We start from the raw sequence: 15,512 nt of genomic DNA on the forward strand, positions 1-15,512 counted from the left end.
CGGTCGAAGCTACTGTTCGTCCGTTCCGCAGCGGTCGTTGTAGAGGCGATTGCAGGTTTCACCAGATCGGGTGCCGTCTGCGTGAAGCCACTCTATAGCCCCCTCGGACACGGACGTGGCCAGAAACAAGCCTGCTTCCAGCAGCGCGCGGATGCCACAGAAAGTGACGAGGTCTCGCGCTGAGACCGTGAAGAACAGGCTTTCACTGGTCGGCCTTATGATCGCGCCTCCACCTTCGAAAGCTAGAAACCTGTCAGGTCCCACGGAGACGAGGGATTGGTAGAAGTTCTCGATTTGCGTGCAGATCTTGTCGGCAACGTGCTGCGTGCGCGTGATTGCGACACACGCTTCGGCGACGTGCACGCACTTTGGAACATCTTCCTCACCCGCGAATGATGGCGCTCGTGTCAGGACCAGATGCGCGTTGCACGGCGGGCTCAGCTCAACGAAGTGACGGACTTCGCCAATCGATTTCTTCATGCTGTTCCTGCCTATTTGGAGAAAAAAGGCTTTTAGAGGTGGCAAAGCGCTGAGGGCTGCTCAACGTGATGGAGCGCTTTCTGCTGACGCGAACGTTGTTCCAGTTGAGGCTCGTGAAGACGTGACGCAGTTGCGCTTACGCGACGGTGAAGATGAGGAATCGCTAAAGGGTCCAAGATCGCCCCGATAGCCGCCTTGCTTCGGATTCCGGGTAAAGGCGGTAGGGAAGGTCCGCATAGACATATTCTGCCGGAATCGCGGGTGGGGACAGCTTCGATAGGAACAGGTCGAGATTCTCCCGACTGTTGCTGGAGACAAGCGTGTAGAAATTGCCGCTGTTCCAGGTGACGAATGAGTGTCCAAAGAACCGGCGTAGTGTTTCGCTCATCTCCGAAAGGGTAACTTCGTTTCGATCCATTCGCGTTAGCACCGTCTCTTCCTTGGCGCGAATATCTGACGCGCTGAAGAAGCGAGCTTTGAAGCTATGGTCCTTCTGGCGTTCCCGCCGCCGATATTCCTCGGCGTCTTCATGCCTGAACTTCTCGACGAACATGAAGAGCCCGTTGGTCTTGAGATGCTGCGAGACGAAACGGATCTGATCGAAGCGATTTGGCGAATACATCTGGAAAGTCGTGTCCTCGAGGATGATATCGAAACCGCTGCCAAACTTTCGGAGCTCCACGTCTTCTTGGACCCTTTGCGATGTCAAATGATGAAATGGTCCGTGAAAAAACATGGCATGAGGAGGAACGCCATAGGCATAGAAGCTTCTAAGGTTTTCGACGTTGGGACTGCATGACAGCGTTTCTATCCTGCCCTTGCCAAGTTCGCCGATCACACGAGCCATCGTCCCCTCGGCTGTACCTAGCGTGTAGAGTTGCAGTTGACCCTTTCTGGCCCGCGCGTATTTGAGGATCGCGCCGCCTATGCGGCACTCCTCTTCGAGGCGGTAGGGTATGCTGCTCAAGTAGTGCTTATCGAATGGACCTCGGCGCAGCGGATGAAGGGCTGAAAAGCGCCTGAACGTCATGTCCACTGGGAACAAGCGGCGATCGAGCTCGGGCGGACGGATAGGCATTCCGGCCTCACCGGATGCGGTGGTCGAAAAAAACTCAGAAAGCTCGTTAAGGCGAGGGGCACGGTCGCACTCCTCAATGAAGTCGGCAAATTCACGCATGCGAAAGCCTGCCTTTCTCTCGCACCATCGCGTTTTTGGGATTCAGGAGGGAAATCGCGCATCCCGAAAAGATTGTGCCGTCAGCGATGATGTCGGCAGAAGATGATCGCGAACGTCATGTTTTCGCATCCACGATTTTGATTGGTTTTCATGAAATTGACATGAAATTCGACCTCAGGTTAAAGCCTGGCTTGTTGACAACTTGGGGTGAGGTAGGGTCGCTACCACGCCGGTTTTTCAAGGGAGCAGCTGTCGAGTGGGGATCATTCCATCAATTCACCCCGAGAGAATGAAGAAGTCACAAGGGGAGATCATCCTTCACCAGCAAGGCCATTGGAGCCATGCCCGCGCAGATGTCGTTCGCCGGCGCAGTCTCGGGCGACAGGTTATCGACGTTGTCGCGGATGACCACCTGATCTTCCTCAACATAAGGGGTACGGCGGCATCCGGCGAAAACTTTCTGGACGGACGAAGAGTCGAGTTCAGTCCGCGTCCAGACGGCTCGCTTGTGTACATTCCGCCCGGTTGCCATTGGAGCGGCTGGGATGAAGGGGATGCTGAGGGTTGTTATCTTATGATAACCGTGACGCAGGATTTTTTTTCCAACCTCACGACTAGGCTGCCGCGCGTAGGCACCTTACGTCCGGAGCTTGGATTTAGAGATCTGCCAATCCAATGCTTGGCGCGGCAGATTGCCGGAGAACTTTCACACGACGATTCCGTGGGGAGTCTGATCGTTGAAGGGCACCTCGCGGCTATCTTCGGACTTCTGCAGCGCCGCTCCGGCACATCTGGCAGATTGTCTCGAGGAGGATTGTCGCCTACGGTTCTCAAGCGCGTAATAGGGCGAATTGAAGCTCACATTGATCGACCTCCGAGCGTGCGCGCTCTGGCTGAAGAGGCGGGATTGACCTACGAGCATTTTTCCCGCGCTTTCAAGCAGTCGCAAGGCTCGACGCCCTATGGCTTCTATAACCAACGCCGTCTTGAACGCGTGACCGACCTTCTCCGCACGACTGCGATCAGCGTGACCGAGATCGCCATCGCCTGTGGCTACTCCAGCGGGAGCCACCTCTCGACCAGATTTCGCCGAGAGACGGGATTTTCCCCTGCCGAGTACCGGGCGCTCTGGAAAGAATAGCTGGTTCTGGACGAGAGATAATATCAAATTCATGAAAGCCGCCAGCTGTTCAGAAGAATAGCATGTCCCCATGAACCTGCCAGTAGGGAGTGTGGATGAAGTGGGCGCGACAGAAAGCAGCGGCATAGGGTGTTATGCCTCTCGCGGCATCTATCTCTTCTGTGTTCTGGCGTCGGCCACTGGCCGGAATGTCTACTTCGTGCTGGCGGCATGGGTTGCGACAGATTTCAGCAAGAGCGCGAGCGCTCTTGCTATCCTTTTGGCGCTCGGCAGTGCCGCCGAGTTGCTCACCAGCAATGTTGGCGGCGTTCTAGTTGATCGATTTGATCGTCGCTTCGTCTGTATCGCTTGCGATTTATCCAGGTTGATCCTCATATTTTCAACGGGTATTGGTCTCATGTTCGGTGACCCACTTAGTGTTCTTTGGCTATCGTGGACCATCTTCGCGTTCATCGACAGAACCTATTCGACTGCGCTGCAGGCCATCATTCCAGACATCGTGCGTCCCAAGAACCTCACTTCATTCAATTCGGCGTCTTATATTGCGATGCAGGCGGGCAATCTCATCGCCGCTATCGTCACCGGGTACAGCTTAACCGCCATCGGGATGAATCTGACGTCGATCTTGCCTGGCGCCTTTTTCGGCCTATCACTGTTGGGGCTGCTGGCACTGATCGGCCGACAGCCGCCTTCTCGTTCTCGATCGGATTTGCAGGCAAAGAGCATTCGTCGGATGGATCTGTTGCCGACGACCTCCGTCGTTCACCCACTGAAGACCATCGCCGTCATGTATGCGTTGACCTATGCGATGGGCATGCTTGTGAGTGTATTGGGCGCCGCATATGTCACCCGTGAACTCAAGGCGTCGGCGCTAGAGTTCGGTTATCTCGAGGCAGGTTGGGCCCTCGGTTCGATTGCGGGCTGTTCAACCCTTCTTCTCAGAAGGGCGCGTTCGCGACGACAAAGCATACTCTTCCAGTCGGCGCTCGCGGGCATTGTTTTGTTGGGCTTTCCGGTTTTCCAGAGCTTTTTGTCCGCGCTCGTTCAACTGGTGTTGCTTGGCTTCTGCTACAATGTCACGCGGATCCTGATCGATGTACGGGTTCAATCGACCGTTTCAATTGACATGTTGGGGCGGGCGCGAAGCCAAATCCACACGATCTGTGTTTCGATAGGGCTTCTTGCGTATGGCATCATCGGGACGATCGGAGACGCAATTCCACCTTCGGGGATTTTCGGCCTCTTCGGGGCGCTGATGGTGACCGTCGCGCGCTTCTTTCACTTTAACATGGATCGGGGAGCGCCGGTGGAAAGGCGGTTCGTCTGAGGATGGAGACGTCGCCCAATAGTGACCTGGTTTCAAAAGGTGAGGTGTTGGCCCTCATTTTTGAATTATTCCCTTGGTTGCGTCAGTTTGAGCAGGCAACGCTGAACGACTACGCAAAGGCGGCCTTCTCGGTTGGATCGGATCGATCGGGGTGCGTCGCGCGAAGCCAGGCAATGTCTTTATTGCGGTCACGCGTGGCGGCCGTCGCGCAACGTCAGGGTTATTCAGCAGAAGCCGCATCGCGCTTTCAAACCGAAATCGAAGTCGCTCCGGTGCTGCAGTGTGGGCCCCACCTCCACCTGTTGATCGAGCCTGACGCATTTTACACCCATCTGTTCTCCCTGATGGGACTTCGCGCGCATGGCAGGACATCCTATATCTCCTACGCTTGCTCGACAGTGAAGTTCGTAGAACGCGGTCGCAAGGGTCCGGCCTGGCTCCACGTCGATGGCGATGCAGTCAATGTCTTCGGGCTGTCGCGCAGCAAAATGATCCCCTACAGCATTCTTGGCAGAAACGGCTGCTACAGGTTCCATCTTCAAAACGTCGACAGGCCTGGTCCTGACTCGGAGGCAATTTCGTGCTTGCGAGACCTTTTGCCTCGTGGCGAATTCCAGTCGGCGGCAGAGGCGATCAAAGCGGCAAATCTTTGCCTTTGGAAGCGGTATTCTGACAGCCAGGTCGACCTTCTTCAGCTTGACGATAACGACGTGGCCGACCTGGTTGCGGACCACCTTTCCGATGGCCGGTCCTGGCTGCGAGCCTCGCTGATCGAGGACCGAGCGTTCGCGATGCGCCTCATCCATTGCATCGATCAACTCGCTGACACGGCTTGGCGAGGCTGGCTGAAAAACTCTACGCATTTTTTCTGGGGCTGCATTGAAGGGCGGCTTGTTCCGCTTTGGCTGGATGGCCGAGTCCTCCGGTCGAAGGCGACCGAAGATGTCCGTGTTGAATTCTCGCCGCCAAGTCTTGTGGAGGCCCTGAAAACTGGCCGGATCGTGCCGAACCTTCTACTAATGTTCATCATAACTTCGATCTTGCCTGGCGTGCGTGTTCTAGGTGGAAGCAGGCATACGATCTATTATCCGTTGATGCGCTGGGCATTCTGCGAGGCGCTGAGGAGCAACGGTTATGACACAAAGTTTCTCAACACACTGTCAAACGACGAACGGCCAGGGGTTTGGGGCCATCGCATCATCTCCGGGCCTTGCGAGCCGTTTTCGCTGCTGAATGCGGTTGGTCGTGAGGGTATCGCAACGCTTCTCGAACAGTTCGGCAAGATGAGCATTATCGACGCTTGCGGGCCCTTTTCCAGCTTCACCCAGGATCCCTTATGGGCGGAGCTTGCGGTGGCCTATTCTTCCGGGAGAGTGGGCAGACAATCCTCGCAATGGGCGTTCCGCTGATCGCACCTCCTTTGGTTTTCTGACCACTTTACCGCCCGAAGCGTGACCTCTCGCTTTTGAGACAAGTGTCCGCGCGTAAAGCGAAGCTATTGAATTTTGTAAAGAATTCGGTTGCGCAGCGGGCGGATTCCCGCTATCTTTTTCGATAGGGCAGTACGCGCTGCCCCGGGGCTTCGTAACCCCTACAAGCGGTTGGTGTCGGCCGATTCGGCACCACACTCCTTGACCTTCGGTCGAGGAGCCTGTGGCGTATGTCCAGGTTCCTCGGAACTAAAGGCCACAGGGCCGTCTTGTACGGTTACGAACTCCCCGATCAGTGGGTTGAGCGAGTTATTCCGCGGGGGCGCACCGCGTGAAACTCTCCATCGGGGTGTCCACCATGAAGCGCTATGCAGTAGCACAGGTCCGGACTTCGAGGCCTGCGCAAGCCGAACAGTCGAATGTAGCGCGCGAGTTGGTGCATCCAGTTGATCGGCATGTCGGACAGCAAATCCGTATCCGCCGAATGCAGTCGAATGTGTCCCTAGGGGATCTCGGCGCCGGCATCGGGGTCAGCTTGCAGCAGGTGCAAAAATATGAGAGCGGCAAGAACCGCGTCAGCGCTTCGATGCTCTACGAGCTTGCCAATTGCCTCAAGATCCCTGTTTCAAGGTTTTTCGAGGGCCTTCCAGATCCCGAAACCACTCAGGGCCAGGAATTCATAACAGAGATCGATGAGAAGATTGCCTACATATCCACGGCGGAGGGACGGCGTCTGATAGACGACGTTTTGCTCCTTTCCCCGCGTGTGCGCAGCCGCGTTGTTGCGCTCGTCAGCTCGATTGTCGATGAAGAGATGGAAGAACACAAGGACGTTTCTCGATGAAAAGACAACAAGAGCGCGGCCGCAAATTGGTCAGCGGTTCGTAAAGTTCTCGTCGCGCACTGCAGGTTTATTCCGCATCTAAAAAACCATCTGGCCGACGTTCTTCTCTCGGTCAAGCACAGTGCCAAAACCGGCACTGCGGTCGGCAAGATCGTCAAGGATATCTGCCGCCATTCTGCCATCGGCAAGCACAGGGAAGGGGAGGCGATCGCGTGCAGGATTGGATAATGCCTCGGTTCCACCGATCACAATCGGGCGCAAGCGGATATTTTCCAGCCGTCCGCTAGTTTCAAAATTGCAGGTCGCGATGACGCTCCTCCACACCTCCGGCGGGCTCCATTCCTGTTCGTCCTTTTCCGTATGGAAGAGGAAGTTGCCAAGGCCGTAGAAAATTGGCGTATTCCGATATATCTCGACCGCTTGAAGGACCGGAGCGCCATGGCTGACAAAGAGGCCGGCGCCCGCGTTCACGCAGTCGTGCGCAAATTCGCGGACCCAGACGGGGACTTGCTGCCAGTTCCGTTCCCAATGGTGATGATGCAAATACACGATGACGAGTGTGTCGCGGCCCGCTTCTTCCGCGATCGCCGAAAGGTGAGCCGAGGCGCTGTGCCGGTCCACGACGATGCGGCGAGCCGTCTCATCTGATCTGCGAAACACGGTTCCATAGAAATCAATTTCGTCTTGGCCATGAAGATCAGGCGGATCCTCCGGCTGGGCATAATTCGCGCGCTCCAAGGGCGAACTTAGAACACGCTCCTGGATGGAGCGAAGCAGGTTGAATGTTCCCGCTTCCAAGTCAAATACCCTGGAGACTTTCAGACTATTGATGCCGGGCCTTGCTATCCTGCCCTCAGTTGCGTCCTCAGCGTACATGAAAGACGGGCCTGGCCCAGCGTCCATGGCAATCAGCGCAACATTTCGGGATCCGAACGTCATTTTCTGTGCCGTGGAAGCGTGATGCTTGTTGTGGCCGATGCCGGCATGCAGGAAATTGTGTGCCGCAACCTCCTCCAGCGTCGAGAGGATCCCCGGCGGTCCAAGATCGAAAGCATGGTTGTTTGCCAGAGCCAGGCTATTGAAACCGAGCTCCTTCAACGCAGCCAAGACATCCGGCGCTGCGGCGCCGAAATAGCTGCCTTTGAGCGGCCATCCACCATGACGACCATAGATAGTCGTCTCGAGATTGGTGAAGGCAACATCGCTTGCTTTGAGAATTTTTGCGATTTCAGCGAGTCGTGGATCGCTGATCGCTCGAAGATCATGACGAATGAGCGACTGGCCGGTGACAGCAATGGAAAAGGGTGCGGACATATGGTCTACCTTCGATCTTTGGGACTGCCGATTGCTCACGCGCTATGGCTTCGGGGGAAATGCGTGTCGGAAAGCCAGTGTCTAGTTCGATGTCTGCGGCGAAACATCGATCTTGAACCATTGCTCGCTCAGCCGCTTCAGGGTTCCGTCGCTCGTGGCGGCCTCGATGGCGCTATCGAATGCCGCAACCAGTTCGCCGTCATCTTGCCGGAGCCCGACGCCGACACCCGGGCCCCACAGGCCACCGGAGAGCCGCGGGCCGTAGAGCGTCGCAATCCCGCCATCCGTGCTGTCGAGAAAGGCCTTCCAGGTGAAATAGTCGGCAAGACCGCCATCGATGCGCTCAGCTACGAGATCGAGATGCATGTTGTCCTGGGAATCGTAGCTCCTGATCGTCGCGACTTTTCCGAACAGTTCATTGAGCACCGCTTCCGAATTCGATGATCGCAACACGCCTAGAGTTCTGCCGTTGAGAGCGGCTCGAAGCGTCTCAATCATTGCCTGCTTTTCAGGGTCGATAGTTGTGAGGTCGAGCTCGGCCGACGTATCCGTGGGCGGAAGATTGAGATCGTTGCGTATGACGAGTTGGTTGAAACCTCCAGCGTAGGGCTTGGAAAAAGCGATCGATTTCTTCCGCTTCTCAGTTATCGCCATCCCCGACATGATGGCATCGAATTTTCCGACGGTGAGCGCCGGTATGATTCCGTCCCAGTCCTGAGGCACGAAAGTGCATTCGAACTTCATCCTCTGGCAAAGATCGCGGCCGACGTCGATGTCAAAGCCGGCGAGCTCCCCTTCGGGGGTGATGGCATTCCAGGGCGGCGAAGCACCTTCAGAGGCGATTGTCAGTGTCTTCCTGTCTATTGCTCCCGCGTTGTTGACGCAGACGACAAGAGACAGGGCAAGCAGAAGTGTTCGTTTCACGACGATGTTCCTTTCATTGCTGAGTTTGATTGTTGGCGTCCGGGATGTGGGTTGGCGTCAAGTTTCAGCTGAGGCGAGAGGCGGCTTTTCGTTCGCTCTTCGAGGTACAGGTTGCGCCGGCGGCGGACGGTTTGCCGTCGGTGTCCAATGCGTCTCCAGCATCTGGAAACCTTGCGTGATCAAGAGGGTAAGCAGCAGATAGAAAGCCCCCGCGGCAATGAAGACCTCGTATGGGGCGAATGTCTCCGACACCAGCTGTCGGGCGAGCCCGGTCACCTCAAGCAGCGTGATGGTGCTTGCAAGGGAGCTTGCCTTCAGCATTCCAACCACCTCATTTGCATAGGCGGGAAGAGCGATCCTGAGGGTCAAAGGGAACACGATAAGACGGGCAGTGTGGAAACGGGAAAGGCCCAAGGCTTTGGCCGCTTCAATCTGCCCACGCGGGACCGCCTGAATCCCGCCGCGCAGAACTTCTGTCGTATGAGCGGCGCTGTTCAGGGTCAAAGCAATGAAGGCGCACCAGAACGGCTCTCGCATCACGGCCCATAGAAAGCTTTGACGGACGAGGGGAAGCTGGCCAATCCCGTAGTAAATCAGGAAAAGCTGAACCAGAAGTGGCGTGCCGCGGAACGCATAGGTATATGCCAGCACGGGCGCGGAAGCCCACGGATTTGATGATGCCCGTAGGAAGGCGAGCGGGACCGAGACGGCGAAGCCTGCGGCAAGCGATGCGAATGTCAAAACCAGAGTGAGAAGAAGGCCGCGGGGAAGGGTGAGAAACGCTTCAAGCGCGATAGTCATGCTCATTGCCTCAACCTTTCATCGCCGGGAGCGAATAGCGGCGCTCCAATAACCGGAACGAAAGAAGCGACAGGCTTGTGAGGGCGAGGTAGATTGCAGACGCTGCGAGATAGAAGGGGAGTGGAGCGCGCAGTGAGCCTGCGCCTATATAGGCGACGCGCATGACATCCGTCAGCCCGACGACGGAAATCAGCGATGTATCCTTTATCAAGGAGATGCAGAGGTTACAGAATGCCGGCAGAGCGATCGGGATCATCTGGGGAATGATGATCAGAAACCAAATCTGCGCGTTCGAAAGCCCGAGCGCCGCTGCAGCCTCTCGTTGGCCTGGTGCAACCGCGTTGATCGCACCACGGAATATTTCCGCGGCGTACCCGCTGAACACGACGGTCAGTGCCGCGACACCGGCCGCAAATGCATTAATCTCGATGTAGCCACCGGCAATCGCGCTCAAAAGGGCGGTTCCGCCGAAATACGTTAGGAGGATGATCAGAAGTTCCGGAACACCCCGGATGATGCCCGTGTAGGCCCGCATGCACGATGAAACCGACTTGCGGGTCGAGTTGCGGAGAACGGCAATAAGCAAACCTAATAGGGTCCCGAAAGCGCAGCTCAAGGCAAACACTAAAAGTGTGTTCTTCAATCCAGATAAAAATTGATCTACAAATGCGTACAATGCAAGTCTCCAATATTCTTGCGAGCGCACCGAAATAGGAAAGGTATTCTCCCGACATATACAAAGGGCTTGCCGAGATTTAACCGAGGGTAGATTGGATTTATTAGCTTAACCGGCGCTCTAAGTTTGGCGTATGTCAAAAATATACTTTGACTTGCCGCCGTCAATTTATAAGATTCAGGAAGTTTTGATAAGCGCAGCTTATGAGGCGCGTCGCTCGACCACGATTGAGATTCCCGGCCATGGACGTCACCGACTCCGGAGTGAAGATCCGCCACCTTCAAATATTGCGGGAGGTTATGCGCGCCGGCTCGGAAAGGCTCGCAGCGCAGATGTTGCGAATAACCCAGCCGGCGGTCAGCCAAAACATCAAGCAGCTAGAGGAGACTGTCGGCTTCGCGCTCTTCCGCCGGGAAAACAACAGGTTGATCCCCACCGTCAAGGCATGGGAATTTCTACGCACAATCGACGCGGCGTTTGCCGGACTTGATCGGATCGGACCGTCAATCGACTTCCTGCGGAACAACGATACGCGAATGATCGGCATCGCGGCGCCAAGCACTTTTTCCTTCGCGACCTTGCCGAAAGTGGTCAAAAGGATTCGGGAGAGAAGCCGCTCTTACGCCGTTCAGGTGAAAACAGGCACGTATGAGCAGATTGCAGATCATGTGTTAAACGGCCGCTCGGATCTTGGCATCTCCCGATTGCCTATTGATGAGCGCATTCTTGATTGGGTGCCGGTCGGCTCGGCCACCAACGTATGTCTTTTTCCGGTCAACCATCGATTTGCGGCACAGCAGCTTGTCACTGCCGAAGATCTTGCCGGTGAGGCGATCATTGATATCGACCCGCAATTTGCCTCTCACCAAATGAGCGTCAATGCCCTTCGATATATGGGAACCGCTCCTGACATCGCTGTGGAATATGACGCCAATGGCCACGACATCGGCTATGTCATGGCAGGGATCGGCGTTTCGATTACGAACGAGATCATCGCGAGAGAATATGCTGACTTCGGCGTCGCGTTCCGCCGATTTCATCCAGGGGCAATATATCACTACGTCGTCGTTTGGCAAAAAGATAGAAAGCTGAGTGATAGCCTAAGATTTGCATTGGAAGAGATAGTCGCGGCTTTGACAGATCGGGCTGCTTGACGATCGCATCGAGGTATGACCCTCGCACCGTAAAACAGATGTTGCGAGTTCATGCTGAACCGCGAGTTGTGCGCGTAAGCTTAGAGTGGGATGATTTTAGGTAGACCCGTGAGAAGGATTCCCTATGACGCAAATCAGATTCATCCTTCTGGCCGGTCAGGAGGCTGAGCTGGATGGCGAGACCTGTTTCGAATAACCGCGAGAAGTTGTAGAAGCGGTGATACAGGAGGGGTGTGGTGCCGGGCGGCGTCCAAGCGCTTCCGCATTGGCATCAGCATCGCGATCGATTGGGTGCGGCGCGTGACGCGACGGACAGCGCAGCCCGGCAGGATGAGTAGCCACAAGCCGCGAACGGCGGTGGCTTACCTAAGCCACCGAGCAGATAGTTGCGCCATATCGTAGAAGAACATCGCGACAATCGGAACTGCGTCGGTTGGCAGAAGCGGACCGGTTGTTTGTGCGATCATTGGTGCCATGTTCTCTTTAAGTGATTCTGCAGTTATCTTAAAATGGCGGATGACACTTCAATTGGACGCAATATCGACTAGAGCAAATCCTGTTCAATCCGGCTCATATCCAGCAGCCCTGAAGTAGTTTGCGCATTCTGTCGGCGTGAAGCGGAGCATCAATGCGCCTAGGACGTCCCATAGAGCATCGATCTTTCGTTCCGCGCCCTCCGTGGTTGACTGCGGCCCCTAAACCGGGACCGCGTGCCGGTGGCGACGGAAGCTATGAGATCACATGCTCAATGCGCTCGAGGTGGTGCTGAGGCACGATCTGAAGGGGTTCCTCGGCCGCTGCGATTTCCTCGACCGTAAGTCCGGTGGCGATGGCCAGGTCCTCAAGGCTGTAGCCCTTCGCAATCCTGGCTTCGCGGCGACGAGCGGCTGCGGAGGTGTTGTCGGCGGTAGCAAATTGATCCATTCCAAACTCCAAATCACGTTGATGTAGCGGCTGAGGGGGATCTGTCCCCGATGGGTTGGCTCCTTCGTGGTGCCGACTCGGTCAGAGGTTAGCCGCAACCTGCCGAGCCGCTTGGTTTCTCTTCGCAGACGACGCTCTTGCGTGGCTTCCGCCGCGATCTTGTTCTGCGTTCGGATGCCGAGCGCTCCTGCATTAGCGCTGTTGTTCTAGTCCTGCTTTCTATGACAATCAATCCATGGGTTTGCTCATAGGCACACGACGAGCCGTACCAACTGCCTGGGAAGAATTGTCCGCTACTGATTAACTGCGGTCGCAGATATGCCTTGCGCGATCTCATCGTCGAAGTGAACCATCTCGCCCGAGGCCATGTGCAGCGCGTCCGCGACATCGCCGAAGCGCGCCTCACCATAACGGAGGCCGGAACTTATTGAATCGGCGCCCGTTCGTAAGGACCGACATTAGGAGGATCTCACCATGGCAACCACATCCAAAGCCCGCAGCCAGGATCGTGCTCGCGTCGCAGGTGGTCAGGATCACGAGGTGAAGTACGAAGCCCGGAAGGAAGGCATTTCCAAGGAAGCGGTGAAGAAGACCGTGAAGAACGTAGGCAACAGTCGCAAGAAGGTCGAAGCCGAACTCGACCGGCACTAATCCGGGTTGGAGAGTTCAACCGTGAGGGTCCGCAGCCATAAAGTCAGCGGCGGAAACAGCCGCTGAAAGTCTGGCTCCGACGGATCATAACGCAGCGGCGGAAGGCGCCTGACTGCAGGAGTTGACGACCCCGCAGGAAGCGTTTCGGAGCAAGGCTATCGAAGCTGCGGGATACAGCGCCGTCGAGCAAAGCCAAAAGTATTGGGACGCCGGAGCGTTTCTTGCAAGGGGCGGAGCCGCATCGCATGAGGAAGGGGCTGGCGAGCGAACCCAACGAGCTCCAAAGTCGCGATACGCGACGGCGTCGGCTGACTTTACCTGCAGAACAGAATTCAGAGGCCCACAGACCGTGGGGCACCGCGTGCGGACGCCGGTCCCGACCGGTCCGTTCAATCGACTTCTAGAAGCTGCCATCCCCTTTTTGGGACCGGCCAGCATCGTCGATCTTCTCGTGCTCACTGCGCTGAATAGGAAGCGCGGTCGGTATTAGCCATTCTCCCGTAACGCCAAAGGCGAGCGGCGGAGCGCCGATCAATCGCCCGAGTCGGGTCTCCAGTGTTTGAAACGATGCTCAGGGAAGCGGTCGACCTGAACCTCGCTTAAATCCTGCGGAGTATTCCATTGCCGACATGCCAGTCGATCAGATCCCGAAACAGGCTTAGCGAGTGCCACGTGCATCGTCGTCCCGATGTGGACTGTAGACTAGCTTCCTGCATAGGGCGATGCGATCCTGAGTTGCGTTCATGTGTCCTCTCCTTCGCGACGGAGAGACCCTAAGCTATGCCGACTAGGCGGCTGCTATGGTGCCGGAAACGTTGGCAAAGTCGGTTAATCGGCATAGTTTGCTGGTCAGTATAAACGTGCTTTTGCCGCGCGCGGCAAAATGCAGTTTGAAGCAGCGTCGCGATCGTCGCCCAAGTCCTGCCGCCGCCTTCCGAGCCGGGTTCATAATGCCGGATTTCCGACGTTTGAAGCAAGGGTCACCTATCCCTTCCATCCACTGGTTGACCAAACCGTCTTGGTAACCGGCAGCCATGAGCACGAAGGCGTTCACTATCTGCTCATTCTGGCACACGGTGGTTCATTTCGAATTCCGGCATGGATGTTTGATCCTGCGGCAAGTTCGATCGAGATCGTAGCTGCGTCGCGCCTTTCGGCAACCAAACTCGTTGAACTGCGCGCCAAGCTTTGTTGCCTGACTATTCCGTTGCGGTCGCTGCGGTCGCCGATTGCACATTCAATACTCCGGGAAAGGCGGCAATACGCAGCGATATGTTTGTCGCGGCACGTTCGGCGCCATGGCGGTCGGCAACTGTATCGGGTTCGGCGGCATGCGGGTCGATCGGGCCGTGGCGCAGGAGGTGCTCGAGCGATTGCAACCTCTGGGAATCGAGGCGGCCTTGCGGGCAATGGAGGCGCACACGCAGCGTCATAGCGACAATCAACAGCAACTCGAGAACTTAATCAAGCAAGCACAATACGAGGCTGCCAGGGCGCGCCGCCAGTATGATGCTGTCGATCCGGGCAATCGGTTGGTCGCCGGCGAACTGGAGCGGCGCTGGAATGAGAAGCTGATCCTATTGCGTGATCTCGAGGTCCAGTTCGAGATGCTCTCGACCGACCGTAACACGCCTGCTTTATCGGCCGACGACCGTACAAGATTGATGATGCTCGGTAGCGATCTATAGTAAGGCATGGCACAGGTCCCGACGCGTCTATCGAGACACGCAAAAGATCATTCGGCTGCTGATCAAAGAAATCATTGTCGATACCGTTGACGACACATTGGCGCTCGTCATTCATTGGCAGGGTGGCGATCACACCCGGATGACGGTGAAGAAAAACAAGATCGGCCAGACCCGCTGGGCAGTTAAGGCTGATGTTGTCGATCTCGTTCGCAACTTGGCGAGGCAGTTGCCCGATTTGTCGATCGCAGCGATCTTGAATCGATCCGGCAAGCGGACAGGGCATGGCGCCAGCTGGACGCGAAGCCACGTCTGCAGTCTTCGCAACATCCACGGCATCTCCGTCTATCGAGAAGGTGAACGGGCCGAACGCGGTGAGAGAACCCTCGACGAGGCCGCCGACATTCTAAAGGTGAGTCGAGCTACCGCCTACCGGATGGTCAGCAGCGGTGTCCTTCCCGCTCGCCAGTTATGCACCGGAGCGCCGTGGATCATCCAGCTTTCCGACCTTCAACACGAAACCGTGCGCCGCGAAGCCGATGCCAGGCGATCCCGGCGTCCGATATCTCAGGATCCGGTTCAAAATCCTCTTTTATAGACATCATCAGATGAGGAGTATGTCGCGCCCTCGTCACCTTCAGCAAACAGGCTATTTTTTCTTAACGCCTGGGGCTTGATTGCCCGCTCAACATGTGGAGTCCACTTCGACGCGGCCGTCTTTCAGGAAGCGCTCGAAGATATCGCGGCGCGATATGGAATGGCGGAGAGCTCCGCGAGTTTTGATTTTCCGGGTAACGCCCCTTAGCCACGAACAGGCACATGATCCTTGGCGCGATTTGAAGTCCACGTGAATTCCCTTGTCCCCAGCGCAACCGTCGACATTTCTCGCAAATGTCGGGCATCCGCCACTTTTGTCAGGTTTGTCGTGATTGGAACGTTTTGTTCGCCGGTCTCTCCGTCAAATACACATCAACCTGCCCTCAA

Annotated in this window: 15 protein-coding genes and 5 pseudogenes; 11 read left to right on the top strand and 9 right to left on the bottom strand. The window is 56.3% G+C overall.

The window, feature by feature from the left end:
- Positions 1-9: 9 nt before the first annotated feature.
- Together ATY75_RS18980 and ATY75_RS18985 are read right to left on the bottom strand one after the other, a co-directional pair.
- A complete protein-coding gene (locus ATY75_RS18980) occupies positions 10-480 on the bottom strand; it encodes a hypothetical protein (RefSeq protein ID WP_088938757.1) in 471 nt (156 codons plus the stop codon).
- Between the two features lie 163 nt (positions 481-643).
- The gene (locus ATY75_RS18985) at positions 644-1,657 is read right to left on the bottom strand and encodes a class I SAM-dependent methyltransferase (protein WP_088938758.1); all 1,014 of its coding nucleotides are present in this window, start codon (positions 1,655-1,657) and stop codon (positions 644-646) included.
- 289 nt (positions 1,658-1,946) lie between these two features.
- Here ATY75_RS18985 and ATY75_RS18995 point away from each other — a divergent pair, with 289 nt between their 5' ends.
- The 4 genes from ATY75_RS18995 to ATY75_RS19010 all read left to right on the top strand — a co-directional run bounded on the left by ATY75_RS18995 (position 1,947) and on the right by ATY75_RS19010 (position 6,399).
- Positions 1,947-2,798: an AraC family transcriptional regulator gene (locus ATY75_RS18995; RefSeq protein WP_245317602.1), complete on the top strand. Its 852-nt coding sequence runs from the start codon at positions 1,947-1,949 to the stop codon at positions 2,796-2,798.
- Between the two features lie 70 nt (positions 2,799-2,868).
- On the top strand, positions 2,869-4,125 hold the full coding sequence (locus ATY75_RS19000; protein WP_088938760.1) for an MFS transporter: 1,257 nt from the start codon (positions 2,869-2,871) through the stop codon (positions 4,123-4,125).
- Positions 4,126-4,127: 2 nt separating this feature from the next.
- Positions 4,128-5,534, top strand: a complete 1,407-nt coding sequence (locus ATY75_RS19005; RefSeq protein WP_088938761.1) for a hypothetical protein — start codon at positions 4,128-4,130, stop codon at positions 5,532-5,534.
- A 379-nt stretch (positions 5,535-5,913) separates the two neighbouring features.
- Complete coding sequence (locus ATY75_RS19010) at positions 5,914-6,399, top strand: helix-turn-helix transcriptional regulator (RefSeq protein WP_088938762.1); 486 nt, start codon at positions 5,914-5,916, stop codon at positions 6,397-6,399.
- 78 nt (positions 6,400-6,477) lie between these two features.
- Here ATY75_RS19010 and ATY75_RS19015 read toward each other — a convergent pair whose 3' ends face one another.
- The 4 genes from ATY75_RS19015 to ATY75_RS19030 all read right to left on the bottom strand — a co-directional run bounded on the left by ATY75_RS19015 (position 6,478) and on the right by ATY75_RS19030 (position 10,114).
- Complete coding sequence (locus ATY75_RS19015) at positions 6,478-7,713, bottom strand: CapA family protein (protein WP_088938763.1); 1,236 nt, start codon at positions 7,711-7,713, stop codon at positions 6,478-6,480.
- An 81-nt stretch (positions 7,714-7,794) separates the two neighbouring features.
- Positions 7,795-8,637, bottom strand: coding sequence for a transporter substrate-binding domain-containing protein (locus tag ATY75_RS19020; protein WP_088938764.1), 843 nt, complete (start codon positions 8,635-8,637; stop codon positions 7,795-7,797).
- 57 nt (positions 8,638-8,694) lie between these two features.
- Positions 8,695-9,444, bottom strand: coding sequence for an ABC transporter permease (locus ATY75_RS19025; RefSeq protein ID WP_088938765.1), 750 nt, complete (start codon positions 9,442-9,444; stop codon positions 8,695-8,697).
- 4 nt (positions 9,445-9,448) lie between these two features.
- Positions 9,449-10,114 (bottom strand): ABC transporter permease subunit, encoded by a 666-nt coding sequence (locus tag ATY75_RS19030; protein ID WP_016737469.1) that lies wholly within the window; start codon positions 10,112-10,114, stop codon positions 9,449-9,451.
- 242 nt (positions 10,115-10,356) lie between these two features.
- Between ATY75_RS19030 and ATY75_RS19035 the strand changes: the two genes are divergently transcribed.
- Positions 10,357-11,268: a LysR family transcriptional regulator gene (locus ATY75_RS19035; protein WP_088938766.1), complete on the top strand. Its 912-nt coding sequence runs from the start codon at positions 10,357-10,359 to the stop codon at positions 11,266-11,268.
- Positions 11,269-11,441: 173 nt separating this feature from the next.
- Positions 11,442-11,619: pseudogene (locus tag ATY75_RS35110) on the top strand (IS630 family transposase); the annotation flags it as partial.
- Positions 11,620-11,828: 209 nt separating this feature from the next.
- Here ATY75_RS35110 and ATY75_RS34020 read toward each other — a convergent pair.
- Positions 11,829-11,939 (bottom strand): annotated as a pseudogene (locus ATY75_RS34020) (IS630 family transposase); the annotation flags it as partial.
- A gap of 58 nt (positions 11,940-11,997) precedes the next feature.
- A complete protein-coding gene (locus ATY75_RS19040) occupies positions 11,998-12,192 on the bottom strand; it encodes a hypothetical protein (RefSeq protein WP_010068053.1) in 195 nt (64 codons plus the stop codon).
- A gap of 474 nt (positions 12,193-12,666) precedes the next feature.
- Here ATY75_RS19040 and ATY75_RS19045 point away from each other — a divergent pair, with 474 nt between their 5' ends.
- The 5 genes and pseudogenes from ATY75_RS19045 to ATY75_RS19070 all read left to right on the top strand — a co-directional run bounded on the left by ATY75_RS19045 (position 12,667) and on the right by ATY75_RS19070 (position 15,126).
- Positions 12,667-12,843 carry a DUF3606 domain-containing protein gene (locus ATY75_RS19045; RefSeq protein ID WP_004668584.1) on the top strand — a complete coding sequence of 59 codons (177 nt, stop codon included), beginning with the start codon at positions 12,667-12,669 and terminating at the stop codon, positions 12,841-12,843.
- Between the two features lie 883 nt (positions 12,844-13,726).
- Positions 13,727-13,960: pseudogene (locus ATY75_RS35115) on the top strand (DUF5372 family protein); the annotation flags it as partial.
- A gap of 112 nt (positions 13,961-14,072) precedes the next feature.
- A pseudogene (locus ATY75_RS35565) lies at positions 14,073-14,141 on the top strand (ATP-binding protein); the annotation flags it as partial.
- Positions 14,142-14,531, top strand: a complete 390-nt coding sequence (locus ATY75_RS19065; protein WP_004674958.1) for a hypothetical protein — start codon at positions 14,142-14,144, stop codon at positions 14,529-14,531.
- A gap of 97 nt (positions 14,532-14,628) precedes the next feature.
- Positions 14,629-15,126 carry a helix-turn-helix domain-containing protein gene (locus ATY75_RS19070; protein ID WP_010005427.1) on the top strand — a complete coding sequence of 166 codons (498 nt, stop codon included), beginning with the start codon at positions 14,629-14,631 and terminating at the stop codon, positions 15,124-15,126.
- Here the strand turns inward: ATY75_RS19070 and ATY75_RS34025 are convergent.
- Positions 15,108-15,297 (bottom strand): annotated as a pseudogene (locus ATY75_RS34025) (transposase); the annotation flags it as partial. The gene ATY75_RS19070 and the pseudogene ATY75_RS34025 sit on opposite strands and share 19 nt — an antisense overlap.
- Positions 15,298-15,512 lie beyond the last annotated feature (215 nt).

Origin of the sequence: Rhizobium sp. N122 (genome assembly GCF_002211295.1) — a bacterium.
Classification (GTDB): domain Bacteria; phylum Pseudomonadota; class Alphaproteobacteria; order Rhizobiales; family Rhizobiaceae; genus Rhizobium.

Bases quoted from the DNA above. Each gene is read 5' to 3' on its own strand.
- ATY75_RS18980 (WP_088938757.1), bottom strand. From the start codon at position 480: ATGAAGAAATCGATTGGCGAAGTCCGTCACTTCGTTGAGCTGAGCCCG.
- ATY75_RS18985 (WP_088938758.1), bottom strand. From the start codon at position 1,657: ATGCGTGAATTTGCCGACTTCATTGAGGAGTGCGACCGTGCCCCTCGC.
- ATY75_RS18995 (WP_245317602.1), top strand. From the start codon at position 1,947: ATGAAGAAGTCACAAGGGGAGATCATCCTTCACCAGCAAGGCCATTGG.
- ATY75_RS19000 (WP_088938760.1), top strand. From the start codon at position 2,869: ATGAACCTGCCAGTAGGGAGTGTGGATGAAGTGGGCGCGACAGAAAGC.
- ATY75_RS19005 (WP_088938761.1), top strand. From the start codon at position 4,128: ATGGAGACGTCGCCCAATAGTGACCTGGTTTCAAAAGGTGAGGTGTTG.
- ATY75_RS19010 (WP_088938762.1), top strand. From the start codon at position 5,914: ATGAAGCGCTATGCAGTAGCACAGGTCCGGACTTCGAGGCCTGCGCAA.
- ATY75_RS19015 (WP_088938763.1), bottom strand. From the start codon at position 7,713: ATGTCCGCACCCTTTTCCATTGCTGTCACCGGCCAGTCGCTCATTCGT.
- ATY75_RS19025 (WP_088938765.1), bottom strand. From the start codon at position 9,444: ATGAGCATGACTATCGCGCTTGAAGCGTTTCTCACCCTTCCCCGCGGC.
- ATY75_RS19035 (WP_088938766.1), top strand. From the start codon at position 10,357: ATGGACGTCACCGACTCCGGAGTGAAGATCCGCCACCTTCAAATATTG.
- ATY75_RS19040 (WP_010068053.1), bottom strand. From the start codon at position 12,192: ATGGATCAATTTGCTACCGCCGACAACACCTCCGCAGCCGCTCGTCGC.
- ATY75_RS19045 (WP_004668584.1), top strand. From the start codon at position 12,667: ATGGCAACCACATCCAAAGCCCGCAGCCAGGATCGTGCTCGCGTCGCA.
- ATY75_RS19065 (WP_004674958.1), top strand. From the start codon at position 14,142: ATGGCGGTCGGCAACTGTATCGGGTTCGGCGGCATGCGGGTCGATCGG.